The sequence below is a fragment of the Chitinophaga caeni genome (assembly GCF_002557795.1).
GTDB classification, from domain to species: Bacteria; Bacteroidota; Bacteroidia; order Chitinophagales; family Chitinophagaceae; genus Chitinophaga; species Chitinophaga caeni.
This window is the reverse complement of record NZ_CP023777.1, coordinates 4,616,074-4,630,786: the sequence shown is the minus strand read 5'-3', so window position 1 is coordinate 4,630,786 and position 14,713 is coordinate 4,616,074. Positions and strand designations below refer to the sequence as shown.

12 protein-coding genes are annotated in these 14,713 nt (G+C 42.8%); 3 read left to right on the top strand and 9 right to left on the bottom strand.

From position 1 onward, the window contains the following. Nucleotides 1–46: 46 nt before the first annotated feature. Nucleotides 47–397 (top strand): winged helix-turn-helix transcriptional regulator, encoded by a 351-nt coding sequence (locus COR50_RS19370; RefSeq protein WP_098195528.1) that lies wholly within the window; start codon nt 47–49, stop codon nt 395–397. An 88-nt stretch (nt 398–485) separates the two neighbouring features. Here the strand turns inward: COR50_RS19370 and COR50_RS19365 are convergent, their stop codons facing one another. From COR50_RS19365 to gloA2, 6 genes are all read right to left on the bottom strand, one after another. After that, a complete protein-coding gene (locus COR50_RS19365; protein WP_098195527.1) occupies nt 486–1,514 on the bottom strand; it encodes a helix-turn-helix domain-containing protein in 1,029 nt (342 codons plus the stop codon). Between the two features lie 708 nt (nt 1,515–2,222). Continuing rightward, on the bottom strand, nt 2,223–3,215 hold the full coding sequence (locus COR50_RS19360) for an outer membrane beta-barrel protein (RefSeq protein WP_098195526.1): 993 nt from the start codon (nt 3,213–3,215) through the stop codon (nt 2,223–2,225). A gap of 83 nt (nt 3,216–3,298) precedes the next feature. Continuing rightward, nucleotides 3,299–4,174: a universal stress protein gene (locus COR50_RS19355; protein ID WP_098195525.1), complete on the bottom strand. Its 876-nt coding sequence runs from the start codon at nt 4,172–4,174 to the stop codon at nt 3,299–3,301. A gap of 6 nt (nt 4,175–4,180) precedes the next feature. Next, nucleotides 4,181–5,764 carry a BCCT family transporter gene (locus COR50_RS19350; RefSeq protein ID WP_098195524.1) on the bottom strand — a complete coding sequence of 528 codons (1,584 nt, stop codon included), beginning with the start codon at nt 5,762–5,764 and terminating at the stop codon, nt 4,181–4,183. Nucleotides 5,765–5,851: 87 nt separating this feature from the next. Next, nucleotides 5,852–6,559, bottom strand: coding sequence for a ferredoxin reductase domain-containing protein (locus tag COR50_RS19345; protein ID WP_157761014.1), 708 nt, complete (start codon nt 6,557–6,559; stop codon nt 5,852–5,854). Nucleotides 6,560–6,664: 105 nt separating this feature from the next. Then, entirely contained in the window at nt 6,665–7,054 is a 390-nt protein-coding gene (gloA2, locus tag COR50_RS19340; protein ID WP_098195522.1) for an SMU1112c/YaeR family gloxylase I-like metalloprotein, read from the bottom strand. 153 nt (nt 7,055–7,207) lie between these two features. Here gloA2 and COR50_RS19335 point away from each other — a divergent pair, with 153 nt between their 5' ends. After that, a complete protein-coding gene (locus COR50_RS19335) occupies nt 7,208–8,356 on the top strand; it encodes a putative sensor domain DACNV-containing protein (protein ID WP_098195521.1) in 1,149 nt (382 codons plus the stop codon). Nucleotides 8,357–8,449: 93 nt separating this feature from the next. On the opposite strand, the gene COR50_RS19330 is transcribed toward COR50_RS19335, so the two are convergent. The 3 genes from COR50_RS19330 to COR50_RS19320 form a co-directional block, all read right to left on the bottom strand. Then, nucleotides 8,450–9,256 carry an MBL fold metallo-hydrolase gene (locus tag COR50_RS19330; RefSeq protein WP_098195520.1) on the bottom strand — a complete coding sequence of 269 codons (807 nt, stop codon included), beginning with the start codon at nt 9,254–9,256 and terminating at the stop codon, nt 8,450–8,452. Between the two features lie 321 nt (nt 9,257–9,577). After that, on the bottom strand, nt 9,578–10,783 hold the full coding sequence (locus COR50_RS19325) for a multidrug effflux MFS transporter (protein ID WP_198405709.1): 1,206 nt from the start codon (nt 10,781–10,783) through the stop codon (nt 9,578–9,580). A gap of 63 nt (nt 10,784–10,846) precedes the next feature. Continuing rightward, the gene (locus COR50_RS19320; protein ID WP_098195519.1) at nt 10,847–11,611 is read right to left on the bottom strand and encodes a LuxR C-terminal-related transcriptional regulator; all 765 of its coding nucleotides are present in this window, start codon (nt 11,609–11,611) and stop codon (nt 10,847–10,849) included. Between the two features lie 275 nt (nt 11,612–11,886). Here COR50_RS19320 and COR50_RS19315 point away from each other — a divergent pair, with 275 nt between their 5' ends. After that, a complete protein-coding gene (locus COR50_RS19315) occupies nt 11,887–14,676 on the top strand; it encodes a TonB-dependent receptor (protein WP_098195518.1) in 2,790 nt (929 codons plus the stop codon). The last annotated feature ends 37 nt before the right edge of the window (nt 14,677–14,713 follow it).

The window sequence follows — 14,713 nt, the reverse complement described above, 5'->3', positions numbered from 1 at the left end:
AAAAATGGGCTGTGACAATTGTTAGTTACTTACTAAAAAGTTAGAAATGAGAAAGGAGCATTCTTCCAACCATGTCAATGAAAAAGAAATTTTGCTGAATTGTGGATTGGCCTTTACGTTGAAGTTGATTAGCGGGCGTTGGAAGCCAACAATCATATGGCGGCTCAATGAAGGGGTGATGCGTTACAAGGATTTATTGCAAAGTATAGGTAATATTTCCGAGAAGATGCTTGCAGCGCAATTAAAGGAGCTGGAACAAGCCGGTTTGATCCACCGGGAAGTATTTCCGGAGGTTCCACCCAGGGTTGAATACGGGCTTACGGAACAGGGCAAATCGCTGATCCCTTTATTGGAAGGCTTGACGAATTGGGGGATTGCCATGCAGGGCAAGTTGTAGTTGTTGCATTGAAACGAAAAGGCCGTCCAAGATGAACTGGACGACCTCTTTTTGAATGTTGAACAATCACATGATGTATGCATTCGGTTCAATATAAAACCTTAACATCTTCTTTAGCGAAGCATTTGGCTGTTTTGGACGGGGGATAGCCCCAATAATATTTATAAATCCTGGCGAAATTGGCAGGATAACCTACTTGTTCCGCGATTTCTTGTATCGAATGATTATTTTGTAATAATAATTCTTGAGCTTTTTCCATTCGAACCCGGATCAAGAATTGTTTAAACGGTATATTTTCGTACTTGATAAAATCCTTTCTCAATTTAGATATCCCGACATCAAAATATTCTGAAAGACTAGCCAATGAATGCGCTTGAAACAGGCTGCTCCTAATGTATTTTGTTATTTCACGGAACTTGGGATCTACCTGGTAACTAAACTTGGATTCCGTCATCTGCTCATTATCCCTCATGGCAATTAGCAATATATTCTCCGCTTTATGCCTCAGCCAATCTTCATCCAGGTACGTTACGATTTTCGTCTTTTTAATCTCCTCGACGATCGATTTCATCTCCTTTTCATAATACCCCGAAGTTTGCATGATGATTTCAGAGTTGTCTCCATGGGCAGATTCGTACCATTCCTTGATCAAGCTTTCTTCGGAGCCCATCTTCTTTAATACTTCCAGGCTGTAATCAAAATGCATAGCCTCATATACCAGGTATGGCTTACTATCATCTTCTTTCTCAAAATATGCTTTCTGCTGTTTCTCACTATTGATCTGGTAAGCGTTATACCGTCCTTCATACATAATGGCCCTTTTCTTGCCATCAATATTTACAGGTACATTTCCTTTTAGCATAATGTTAATCGCACTAAATGCTTCGGGTACCGTTGGCTGGATCGTGCAAGGCTTTTTCACGAAGAAAATATTGTTACTTACGGTGATCCCTTCCATTGAATAAGACTGGTATAATATATCTACATAATTGGTGATAACAATTATAGGCCTGATGGCAAAATCATAAATATATTTTTTATAATCGTTCGGAATTGTATTCTTAGCAATAATAGTCCGTGGATCTTTTATGTCTAAAATTTTAAATTGCATCACCATACTATACACGAGTTTGACATTGACAGTAATCTTGATTCGTTTATGTCTCGATTCTTAGATTTTGTATCTATTAATTTTTGGGTCAGCCAAACAGTTTATGTTAACTCGGTTAGACGTAATGTTTAATTCGAGTTCAATTTCGGAATTATTTTGACAAGTTGTATAGTTCGTTTTGTTAAGTAGATGTTAATCGGTGAAAAGTGCTGTACTACTGCTTCTTAGCTATTCGAATTGCCTCTGTTGTAAGTGATGAAAAGTCACTTGCAAGGGTTTTACAAGTGACTTTTACGGTTATCCGTATTTGTTTTTTCGATTCGTTTTAATAATACCGCAATCATAGTGCAGTTGATACTTTCAAATCGTTGTTTTAATTATTACTTATAATCATAATTGTCCGGCTAAAATTGCTTTCAATGTACTTGAATTTCTTACTTGGTCAAGGATATAAACGAAGGATGATTCTATTCAGCCCCGCCAAAAATACCGTGGAACTTCGCACCGTTGATAGGGAAGCCATACAGTAGTACAAAAGCTCGATCGAGCGATCAAATTGGCGGCCGTGATGGCCAATTTGTGCCCTTTTTTGGTACTCGTTTTTTGGGCAAGCAAAAAAGTACAAGAAAGGAGCAGATGAACATTGAATCGAACTATTGAGGGATCAAATTGCTCCCCGGTTAAAATTTAGTCGGACAATAATGACTTATTATATCAAAATTTGATCTTCAGTCCTAAGTTCAATCCTAATCCGCCGATGTTAATATAAGATTTTAAGTCATTGGCAGGCTTGTTGTTATCCTTGTAATTCGTCGTTGTGCCGCTACTCCCGGTCGGGGTATTCGAATTTTGATCCAAGGTTGTTACGTAATCCGTATTCCTTTCAGCCACGCTTAAGTCGCTTAATCCCCGCCTTTGTTCTGGCAATACTTCCTCTCCCGTAGATGTATTGATAATCTTGGTTACTTCGTCGTAGGTAGTAACTTCCTTACTTTTACTTTTTACCGGTACATTCCTGTACTCGGTTTCTAGGAAAATATCGAATCTCGAGTTAATGCTGTAGCTTACCCCTAACGCTCCTTGGAACCCGATCGTGGGTGATGGCTTAATTTCTTCTTCCCTTTTGATCGTGGTTTGCGCAACAACGGTAGCGGGTTGGCCGGGTACCGCGCTCGTTTGACTGGCATCCGTATTGATGTATAAGCGCCCCCATAATGGCACTACAAAGCCGAACCTTACATATGGGTTCCACTTTTCATACCCGGGACTTACGACCAGGCTCGGCGCGAAATCAATCGCGTTTACATGGCCCCTGGACTCTATACTGCCCACCACGGTACTGGTACCTTGGATAGTGGCAAGACTGCGTGTCATCAGGTTTTTCATGCTATGGAAATAGTTGAAAGTACCCTCGATAGAAAGGTTTTTGTTCAAGGTATAACCAAAGGTTAATCCACCCCGGACCCCTTCCCCGTATGAGCCTGTTAATACTTTTTCCCTGATCACGGTACTGCTACCGTTCGTTGGGTTAATCTCCGAATGTGTATCGTGCGGTGGATAGGGGCCAACATCGGGAAATTCACCTGTAGAAACGCTGAAAAAATATCCCCCGGCTACTTTCATGTAAAATTTGCCGGATTGTGCATGGGCCATTTGTGTGACTGCCAGCAAGAATGCAGCAGCTATAAACAATTTTAAGTAGTTCATAAAATATCGTTTTGGTGTGTAAACATGATTGTTATGTTAAAGATTAGTATTGTTTATGCCATGTTAACCTATATATTGTCAATCTATTTACCTTTCACGAATAAGAAACATATATTGGTTTCAACTTGGATCAATTCATTGGCAACACTACCCATGAATAGCGTTGTTAAAGAGCTGGAGCCTTTCACGCCCAGGACCAACAGGTCATACCTATGCTGATCCGCGTAATCCATTAATGCCGATGCAATGTTTTTATCACCGGCCGGTATGATCTCCAGCTTAGGGTACTGCGCAAAATGTTGCCGCCATTTCTTTTGCTTTTCCTGCATATCTATCTTGTACGACTGTTCTACATCTTCATTTGAAAAGAACGGGAAGAAATGGTATGCCAGCTTCGAAATATATAACGGGGTGATTTTAAACCCTGCATGTTGCATATTTAATTGTTCTATCAATCGTCCCCATTGTAATATGCCGGTAGTATACCTGGAGAAATCAACGGCAAGCAATATTTTTCTTGGAACGCCCCGGAAGGTTTCCGGAACCAGTAATACGGCGCAATTGAGCATCCTGGCCAGTTTCTGGTTAATACCGCCGCTTCCTTCGAGTTGCTGTTTATTACCGAGTATCACCAGGTCGATTTTATGTTGTTTGACTGTTTCCTCGAAGGCCAGTTCTGTAAAAGCAGCCCGGCGGGTTACAATTTCGAAAGGTAAACCTGTAGGCGCCAGCTCTTTCACCAGTTGTTGCAGCTTATTATTAACCTTGCGGGAAAGTGTTTCAATTTTATCCTGGCTAGTTAAATTGCCGGGTAATTCGTTAATTTTTATATTATGGAGATAAACGATCTTTTGAACCGGGAGCCATTGCACGATTTCCCTGGCATAGCTCACCAAGATGGAATCCATCTCGGAAAGGTCTAAGCCGATCAATATATTTAATGATGATTTTAATTCCATAGCTATTTAATTATCGTCGTTTCCCGGTTCGTTTAGTAAATCATTCATCAAGTTCCGGTAACTTTTTTCCTGTCTTTGTTTTTGTTTCTTCTTAATAGCATGCAGCTCCTCCGATAGTCCTTTCTGTAAGCTGTAACACATGATTAATATAATAATGGCGAATGGCAAGCCCGCGATGATTACCGCCGTTTGTAAAGCCTTTAATCCGCCACCCAATAATAATACGATTGCCACGCCCCCTTGCAGGAAGGCCCAAAATACGCGTTGCGCAGCCGGGGTTTTAGTGGCGCCTCCAGCCGTAATATTGTCGATAACCAATGAACCGGAATCACTGGATGTAATAAAGAAAAATGCAATGAGAACGACCGCGACTACCGATAGGATAGCGGTCAATGGTATATGCTGTAAGAACTTAAATAATGCCGTTGAAATATCTTCATTAACTGCTGTAACCATGGATTGGTCGCCATGGAGTATAAATGAAAGGGCAGTGCCTCCGAATATTGTCATCCATAATAGAGTCAACAGGGCCGGTACGATCAGCACCCCCAGGATAAACTCCTTGATCGTTCTGCCTTTCGATATCCTTGCAATGAATGATCCTACGAATGGCGACCAGGCGATCCACCAGGCCCAGTAGAAAACTGTCCAGCTGTTTTGCCAACCGGATTGCCTGTAACTATCATTCCAGGTGCTGATCTCGATAAAATTAGCCAAGTATGATCCCGTGTTTTGAATGAAACTTTTCAAAAGGTAAATACTGGGACCGAGTACGAAGATGAGTAACATCAAAGCAAAAGCCAAGAACATGTTTACATTGCTCAATATTTTGACGCCTTTATCAAGCCCGGAAACCACGGAAATGGTGGCTAAGCCTGTTACGACTAATATCAGGACCGATTGTATTCCGGCATTGATGGGCCAGTTGAACAGGAAGTGCGTACCGGCATTAATCTGTTGAATGCCGAGGCCCAGGGAGGTTGCCAAACCGAAGAGTGTTGCCAATACGGATAAAACATCTATAACATGCCCCCATGTGCCGTGTATCCGTTCCCCGAGAAAGGGGTAGAACAAGGAACGGAATGTGAGGGGTAATTTTTTATTAAAAGAGAAGAAAGCCAGCGCTAATCCCACGATGGCATATATGGCCCAGGCATGCAAGCCCCAATGTAAAAATGTAAACTCCATTGCCTGCTTGGCCGCCGCTATGGGTGTTCCTACGGGGCGTGGAGGTTGTGAAAAATGGGAAATGGGTTCCGCGACGCTGAAAAACATGATTCCAATTCCCATACCGGCGCTAAAGAGCATGGCAAACCATGAGCCCGTGCTAAATTCCGGGCGGGCTTGTTCACCTCCCAAGCGTATATTGCCATACCTGCCAAAGGCTAAAGCCAAGCAAAATACCAGGATGAAATTTACCGTGATGATTAAGAACCAACCAAGGTTTTCGGTAATATTATATTGGGCGCGGTTAAACCATTCATCTACCTGGGACTTAAAAACTAGGCATAGTGTCATAGAAATTAACACCAAGATTACCGAGCTAAAAAAAACAGGTTTATTGATAATGAACTTTTGACGGTGGATCATGATTCTTCGTAATAGCGTTGAATCTATCTATAACAAACATTACCACGGGGATGTTCAATATCGCTTGGGATTTCAATCGTTTATATATTACAAGCCTTTTCTGCCTTCAATCCAGTATGTATATGTAAATAGTTGCTGCCGTTGGATGCCCCTGCTGCGCAAGACATTTCTAGTTATTTGTACTAGTTTCCCGTTACCCACCATGTAAAAAGCTCCTTGCTTTGCCGCTATCCAATACCGGTCAAGGAAAGCTTGGAAATCTTGTTCCAGCAAATGATATTGACCATTCTTAGCGTTAGTTGCGTTAAATGGAAACCGGATATTATTTACTGGTCCGGGCACATTGCCGAATGCATAAAATTCTTGCCCATTTTTGCTGCTGGCTTCAAAAACAGAGGTAGCATAGCCTAAGCCGGTTTCATCGAAGATTACGGTATGTGTAGCGAAGCTATTATCAAACATTTTGCGTCCCCTGGGGATCAACATTTTTAGCTGTGCTCCCGGCTGTATTTGTTCGAAAAAACGGCTTCCCGGACCATTGCTATGCAGGTGAACAATAATTTCACAACCGCTGTCATCCCAATAAGATGGCGTATAATTCCGGTAATCAATTTGGTTGACGCGGAATGCTACGGCATTGCCTTCATGGAAGGGGATGCCTTGTAAATTCCCTTCGAAATAGAGTTTCACGACAGCAGGAGCGACCAGTTCTTTGCCCGTTAATTTTACTTGGATGAATTTAGAAGCCATTACGGACTCCAAGGTATCTCCTAACCATTTCGCTAATGATGGCATAATTTTTTTATGCAAAGCAATGCTGAAATGAAATATTATAATTTCACGATTCATTGATTTGGTAGGACGATTCGAGGATTATACCCGGTTTGTTACCTGTGAAAGCTAAATTTCATATAGCTCTAATGGTAATCCATCGGGATCCGCGAAGAATGTAAACTTTTTTTGCGTGTAGGGATCAACCCGTACCGGTTCAACTTCAATATTTTGTTGTAACAGGTAACCGCGGGAACTTTCAATATTTTTCACGGCAAATGCCAAGTGCCTCAAGCCGGTAGCTTCAGGTCCCGATTTACGTGGCGGCGGGTTCGGGAATGAGAATAACTCTATTATATACTGATCATTCAATGCCAGGTCGAGCTTGTATGACAGCCTTTCACCGCGGTATATTTCCCTTATGATTTGCAAACCGAGGATCTGCGTGTAAAAATGCTTCGATCTTTCATAATCACTGCAAATAATAGCGATATGATGTACCCTTTCCAAAGATAGCATACCTTGTATGTTGAATAAACTAATAATACGCCACTAAAGTAATTGTATCGTAACAAATTTCGCGCAATTCCGTTGAAAATGAGGAAAATATTAAATTTGATAGATCGGTTTGCGGAATGGTAGGTAAGAAGAACGAAAAATACAATCAAGAGCATGGAAAAGAAATTTACAGCTACATACCAAGCAGCAGCAAATGTTGCGGATAAGATCGCGTTTCATTTTTCTAAACATATAGCAGTAGCAAAGGCAGAAGAGGAAACAGATATCGCGGAAGCTCCTTCTACCGAGATGGTGCAAAAGATGATCGATATCGCCTTTTGGACAAGCTTGCGTAGGGAAGAGGGCGTGGCCCCCAGGATATCTTTGGCTTTCCTATCCCCTGAACAGGTGAGCAAGCCGCTGCAATTTGCCCATAAACTGGCTTTCAGCCCCGATGTACTGACAAAATTGGCGCCCGGGGTAGAAGGGGCCGGTATTCATGTGGGCATCTGGTATGATGAAGATGGTTTATATATATGGGGAACAACGATCCGTTTGCCCAACTACTGTTTCGTGTTGGATGTACCCGAACCGGGTTTATTGGTAGTCAAACATAGGAGGATCCTCGGGTTGGCTAAATTTACCAACGTGGCGGTTTTGAAGGGCGACCAGGTGAAGGTTGTCGATGAATCCTGCTCTACGTTTACGGAAACTCCCGGTATTATCAAGGCTTTGTTGGGCTTGGAAACTTCAGCCGTTTGGAACAATCCTGTTAATATCTTGATCCAGATCGCGGTTTCCATGAGGGCGCACGGCAGGGGTGGAATTTTATTGGTTGTGCCCGCCCGGGAAGAAAAGTGGCGCTCTTCAATCATCCACCCGATGCAATACGGTATATCTCCCTCCTTTAGCGGCGTAGCAGATCTGGCCAGGTTAGACGATAGCAATGCCAGCGAAATTTTCTGGCAGAACGCGCTGCGAAGGGAAGTTGGAAACATAACGGGCTTAACGGCCGTAGATGGTGCCACTATCATCAATACCGAGCATGAACTGTTGGGTTTCGGCGCTAAGATTGCGCGGGCTAAAGGCGCTACGCAAGTAGAAAGTGTTATGATGATAGAACCGATAATCGGCGGCAGACCGAAGTATGTAAGCCCCTCTAACATCGGGGGAACCCGGCACCTGTCGGCAGCGCAATTTATTCATGATCAAAGGGATGCTATCGCCTTGGTTGCTTCGCAAGATGGATATTTTACTATTTTTTCCTGGGCAGCGGAACAGGAGATCGTTCAAGCGCACCGGGTAGATATCCTCCTTCTGTAATACAAGGACTTGCATCGCTGCATATAAAATATGTAGTGCTTTATCAAAGGTTATATCAAGGGAAATAGTATAGAATGTTATATACCACTAGCGTTAAAATAATTTCAACTGTTCCGATGCGCTGAAACTAGCGCTGGGAATAACTTTGAAGACCGGGCTGGCCTCGTAACGCGAGGCCACGACGATTTTAGTTCCACCGCAAACTTTCTCGAACATCGACTGTACCAATTGCGGGTTGTTATTATCTTTCGACAGGTGTGAAAGTAAAAGGAGGTTTAAATGTTCGGGCCGGTGCTGTAGGAATAGTTCTAATGCTTGGTGATTAGATAAGTGGCCATGGCCGCCTTTAATCCGCTGTTTTAGGTGATATGGATAATGACCTTTATCCAGCATTTCTACATCATAATTAGCTTCCAGGAAAACAGCATGGCATTGTTTGAAATGTTGTACGAGCTGTTCGCAAGGCTGGCCTATATCTGTAAATATCCCGATATGTATATCTTCATAGGAAACGGTAAAGCTATGGGGGTCAGCCGCATCGTGAAACTTGGGGAATGCCTTTACCCGCAGTTTCCCGATGTCAATTATATCGAAAGCTTTATAGGGCACATTCAAGTGCGGCAATATCTCTAAAGCCCCCGCTTGCAATGTTCCGGGAGTAATATAAACAGGCAGTTGAAATTTTTTTGATAAGACCCTGGCGCCACGGATATGATCGGTATGCTCGTGGCTAATGAAAATTGCTTTGACCTTCTCCATGGATAAGCCGTTGCACTTCATCCTTTTCTCAATCTCCCTGCATGAAATACCGGCATCGATAAGAACCGCTTCGTTCTCGTTGCCAATATAATAGCAATTGCCATTACTACCTGAATTTAACGAGCTGATATATACTGCCATGACCCTGCAAAGAAACCGAGATTTTAGTAAAATTCCACCATGTTTTTGTAGAAATTATGGATTGTACTTAGTCCGCATGTTTAAGCCGCTTCTAAATCAGACCTACATTTATTACTCTTATAAGCACCAGTTATCAGGAAAAATAAACCAACGGTTCGTTTACATGATAAGTTTAGCGTTAACTTTTTTAAATTCGATTCATATGTCGAACGAAAGTATCCCGATTTGTTACGTACCTATTGAAATTAGTTTAGCCCTATCTTTATTATATGTTTTGCCGGTAATTCGCCCGTAAAGAGGACTTACCGGCTTTTTTATCACTCATTTCCCTTTCCTGCTGATTTTTGTTCCGGCAATTAAAATAATAAAGCCGGTGCTGGCTGTAACAGTCAATGCCGTTGCGAGTGGCAACGTGGAGGTTCCGGGCGACAAGCTGATTGCCATCGAAACAATGGCACCGGCGGTCATTTGGGACGCGCCCAGCACTGCGGAAGCGCTGCCCACCTTTTGACTAAACGGCGCCAAGGACAAGGCCGCGGTATTGGGATTAATGATACCGAGACAGCTCAAATAACCCATGAGGAATAAGATGCAGGTGGTAACATTCATCCAGCCTAATAAACTGGAAACCAGGAAGCAGGAAGCGATGATTACCTGGATACAAAGCACGGTACGCACGATTTGTTCACTTCTATACCAACGTAGCAACATGCTATTGATTTGGCTGGAACCGATGAAAAAAATCGATAGAAATGCGAATACCCACCCGTAAACCTTCCCGTCAAGGCTAAAATGCTCCATGAATACATTGGGAGAAGCCGATATATAAGCAAATAGTCCCGAAAAGGTGATCGCGCCAGCCATCGCGTATGTTGAAAACTGCGGCACCTTTACAACGGCAGCAAAGTTTTGTATGATAGACTTGGGGTCAAGGGATAAAGTCCTGTCTGGTACATATTTATCCGGTAACCAAAGAACAACGTTGATGATGTTTAAAATCCCCATGCAAGTCAATACCACGAATACGGCTTGCCATCCCAGGCTACTGGTTAGGTAACCGCCAAGGGTAGGGGCAACCATCGGTGATGCGCCCACTACGAGCATCAGCAAGGCAAATACTTTCGCATTATCTTTTACTGGAAAGATATCGCGCACGGTAGCCATGGCAGCAACATTAGCAGCGCAGCTACCCAGTGCCTGGAAGAAACGCCAGGCGATCAAACCTTCGATACTGGTTACAAAAACGCAAGCCAAGGAAGCCGATACATATAATCCCAAACCGAATAATAACGGTGGTTTCCTTCCATATTTATCCAATAACGGCCCGTATAGGAATTGCCCAACGGAAATACCGATGAAATAACTGGAAAGTGATAAGGAAACTTTCGAGGGGAGCGTATGCAGGTCTTTAGCAATTGCGGGGAAACCGGGAAGGTACATGTCGATAGTAAACGGCCCTAGCGCCGTTAAGGAACCTAATATGAGTATCATGGAAACATATTGGCTCCTGGAAAACGTAGTTCCCACGGATACAATTTTTGTAAAGATGCATTAATTCTTGTTGATTTCAAATAATTTAGCCGGTTCCGGTTATATCCAACCTTCCTTGACCGCTTTAACAACGAGTTCTGCCGAAGATTTGGCCCCGGTCTTCATCAACATATTTTTCCGGTGCTTATCCACGGTTTGTTTCGTATTGCCCAGGATTGTGGCTATCTCTTTACTTGTTTTACCTTCTATAAGGAGGGTCAGTATCTGTTTTTCCCTGGGAGAAATTAGTTCCTTGTTTGGAACAAACACGGTTTTAATCTCGACATCAACATATGAAGGCGCCCCGTTCATGCCTATAAAAGAAAGCACCGGCCTACCGCTTGGTTTCAGTTCCGTAATATCCGTATGTACGCCCAGGGTTTTCATTACTAGACCTTTTTCATCGGCTAATAAGGTAACCACCTGTTGCAGGATGCGTATATAAGTGCCATCTTTCTTGCGGAGCCTGAAATCGTAGCGCACTTTATAATTCAGCACCTGGTCGGGGGGGAGTTGTTGGAAAAACTCTACGACGGTATGTTCGAAATTGACGAACCAGTGTTGATCTTCCGGGTGGATAACAGAAAAGAAGAAGGCCGGGGATACGTCTTCTGCCGGGTATCCCAGCACTTTGACCACGTTTGGGTCAACGTATTCAACCTGTGCATTCTGGGTATTAAAGATGAAATAATAAAAGTCTCCGACTTGGAAAATATTCAGTATTTGTTGGGAAACAGATTGTTCGCTTTTATAAGTAGGGCGGTTAACATGTTGGGAAATATTCTTCCAGATTTTTTCTAAGTCTTTGAATTGTACTACCTCCATAGGTCACATAAGTTTTATTTATCTACACGGGCTTTCAAGATACAACCAACCTGGGAGTGTTTCATTACTTACAAGTGGGTATTTTTTATGTGTAGAAAATGTTGTATTAAAAATTTAAAATAAGGTTTTTAATGGATTCTTGACCCCAAGACGGGGAAGTATTCCTTTTTGGATTATTTTTTTTCCCGATTCGATTAAGATTCATTTAACATATAAAATAATTTTACATCTTATGCCCTTCATCCAGCATTTTAGAACAATTTAAGAGGTCAACGTTGAGATTATTAGCTAGTATTTGCCTGCTCTTGCTTTTGGGCAACAGCACTGTTACACGGGCTCAATCAGGAACTTTCCAGTTAAAAGGTAAGATCATCGACGGCAACAATAAGCCGGTATCCTTTGCTACAGTAGTTATCGAAGAAACCAAGAATGGTGTTACCGCCGACGAAAACGGTGTTTTTACCTTGCCATTGAACGCGAGGAAAGGTGACCGCCTTAACTTGCTATTCAGCAGGATCGGTATGCAAACAGCCAAGGATTCGATTATCGTGGGCGATCTGTTGAACCAACTGGTCGTTTTTAGGATGTATGAGCTGAACCTCTCGCTGAAAGAAATCAAGGTAAGCCCCGAAAGTGGTAAAAGCATTTCCAATAGCGCCATCGTTATCGATCGTGATGTTATCGAGCAAACACCGGCCCTGAGTATTAGCGACCTGTTGAACCTGCTGCCCAACCAGAAGTTCACACCGCCTTCTTTACAGAATGTCCAAAACCTCAACCTGAGAATTGCCCCGACCGCTACGAATACGGGCAGGAGCGATTACGGTCTGAATAACGCCTTCGGTATTGCCATTATCATGGATGGTAACCTTATTAGCAACAATGCCAACATGCAATCACGCAACCCCCTAAGATCCGCTACAGGTTTATCTGGCGCGGTTGTGACAACAGGTGGTAGCGTAGGTGTTGGGAATACGGATTCATATTCGGGGGATAATACTTTCGGCGGCATAGATCTTAGGCAGATACCTACCGAGAACATCAGTAAAATAGAAGTAATCTCCGGCGTTGCTTCCGCCAAGTATGGGGAAATGACCGATGGCGCCGTTATCATTGAGCGCCAAGCGGGATATTCCCCTTTATATATCAGGACACAACTTCGGGATAATGCCAGTAATTACGGCTTCTCCAAGGGGTTTCATCTGAAAAACAACCTCGGGGCATTGAACATCGGTGCCAACTACACCAGTTCGTTTATGGATAACCGTGATAAACTGAAAGCATATAAACGTTTGACAACAAACTTGATGTGGACCAAGTATTTCGGTAAGGATGAAAAAGTGAAAAACACCTTTTCACTTGATTATAGCAAGTTCCTCGATGGTGTTAAGAAAGATCCGGATGAAGAATTGGATAAAACAGCCCGTTTCGATAGCTGGAACTTTGCCGTCGCAAACCGCCTCTTGTTCAATGTAAATAAAAATTTCATGAAAAGCGCCAGCCTGAATATGCGCTTGAGCTATGGTGAACAAGTTACCTCCACCGAAGAATATGTAAATAAACCCGTTACCCTTTATACCTTGGAAACTAGTCCAGGCATTCATGAAGGGAATTTCGGTCCCGGCCAATACACTTCACTTTCCATGATTGAAGGTAAGCCTATCAATTATACGGCAAGCCTTGATTTCAATACAGAATTTTATACCGGTAACTTAAAACACCGCTTCACATACGGCGGGAATTTTAACTATTCTGCAAATAAGGGAAGGGGGCAATTGTTTGACCCGGCACTTCCCAGGGCACAGGCTAATGTGAATTTTAATAGTAAAGCCGGCTTATCTGAAAGGTATTACGATTATTCACTTATCTATCCTCAAAAAGATGGTGGTGTTTATCTAGAAGATCGATTCATTACTTATATCCTGGGCAAACCTTTAAGTTCTAGTATCGGCCTGAGGTTGGATTTGCAGAACAAGTATAAAGTGTTGAATCCCCGGTCTAATTTCCGTTACAAATTATCGGGTAATTTCGACCTCGGTTTAGCCTTGGGCTTTTCTTCTAAAGCCCCGGGGTTGGGACAGCTATACCCCGGCCCGGTATTCTTTGATATCCCGCTCGTTATTCATTTCACGGGAAATGAAAGCACCAGCACGTATTTACTGTACACCGATCGCTACGACCAGGAGCCTAAGGATATTAAGCCGATGAAATCATTCACTACGGAACTGAACCTATCTTATCATAAAAACGGTTACAACTTCACGCTGAATGCTTTCTATAAGAATAGTACGAATGGATTCGGTACCGAGACACGGTATAAGTTCCTCCATTTGCCCAAGTATAATGTTGAAGAACAAGCCGGGACAAAGCCTAACCTTACGCCTACAGGGGAATATTTAAATACCCAGGTTAGTTATTATTCGTTGGAAAATAACCTGGCATCCAAGAATACCGGGTTAGAACTGATGATGGCTTTCCCTAAGTTCGATGCCATCGCTACAACTTTGAACGCCGCATTAGGAATAACGCGTTCGGAATTAACGAAAGAAGGTCTTAAATCAACCTCATATACGAATGATCAACCCGAGAATTTGGATTACGCAACCGTAGGGGTATATGAAAATGGCCGTACCATAAATGTTCAAAGCCGCGGAAGGTTGTCAACTAACACCCACTTCCCCAAATTGAGGCTGATGATAAGATTTACCGGAACTTTCGATCTCATCGATAAGAATAGCACACCCGGCTATAGCGGTGTACCTATCGCATACTACACGGCAGACGGCAGGTATTTCGAAGTGAAAAATTTTGATCCGGCAGATCCGGATATGATGCACCTGCTACGTACGGATAATGTGAAGTCGAGCAATAGTGATCAGCCCGCAATTTATAGCAATTTCCATGCGAATATCAGCAAGGATATTTTAAAGAATATCACCTTGTCATTTAACGTGTACAACTTTTTTAATTACAGGCCGAGATTCCGCATCGAAGGATCTACGGATGCCCGCATTCCTAACGGCAGACCGACTTTCGGAGCAGAACTGGTTTGGAAAATACCTTGATCATAATCATTAACCTGTTACAAATTATAAATATTGA

What these genes read in the sequence shown, in the direction of transcription:
- COR50_RS19370 (WP_098195528.1), top strand. Translation starts at nt 47, where the DNA reads ATGAGAAAGGAGCATTCTTCCAACCATGTCAATGAAAAAGAAATTTTG.
- COR50_RS19365 (WP_098195527.1), bottom strand. Translation starts at nt 1,514, where the DNA reads ATGGTGATGCAATTTAAAATTTTAGACATAAAAGATCCACGGACTATT.
- COR50_RS19360 (WP_098195526.1), bottom strand. Translation starts at nt 3,215, where the DNA reads ATGAACTACTTAAAATTGTTTATAGCTGCTGCATTCTTGCTGGCAGTC.
- COR50_RS19355 (WP_098195525.1), bottom strand. Translation starts at nt 4,174, where the DNA reads ATGGAATTAAAATCATCATTAAATATATTGATCGGCTTAGACCTTTCC.
- COR50_RS19350 (WP_098195524.1), bottom strand. Translation starts at nt 5,764, where the DNA reads ATGATCCACCGTCAAAAGTTCATTATCAATAAACCTGTTTTTTTTAGC.
- COR50_RS19345 (WP_157761014.1), bottom strand. Translation starts at nt 6,559, where the DNA reads ATGCCATCATTAGCGAAATGGTTAGGAGATACCTTGGAGTCCGTAATG.
- gloA2 (WP_098195522.1), bottom strand. Translation starts at nt 7,054, where the DNA reads ATGCTATCTTTGGAAAGGGTACATCATATCGCTATTATTTGCAGTGAT.
- COR50_RS19335 (WP_098195521.1), top strand. Translation starts at nt 7,208, where the DNA reads ATGGAAAAGAAATTTACAGCTACATACCAAGCAGCAGCAAATGTTGCG.
- COR50_RS19330 (WP_098195520.1), bottom strand. Translation starts at nt 9,256, where the DNA reads ATGGCAGTATATATCAGCTCGTTAAATTCAGGTAGTAATGGCAATTGC.
- COR50_RS19320 (WP_098195519.1), bottom strand. Translation starts at nt 11,611, where the DNA reads ATGGAGGTAGTACAATTCAAAGACTTAGAAAAAATCTGGAAGAATATT.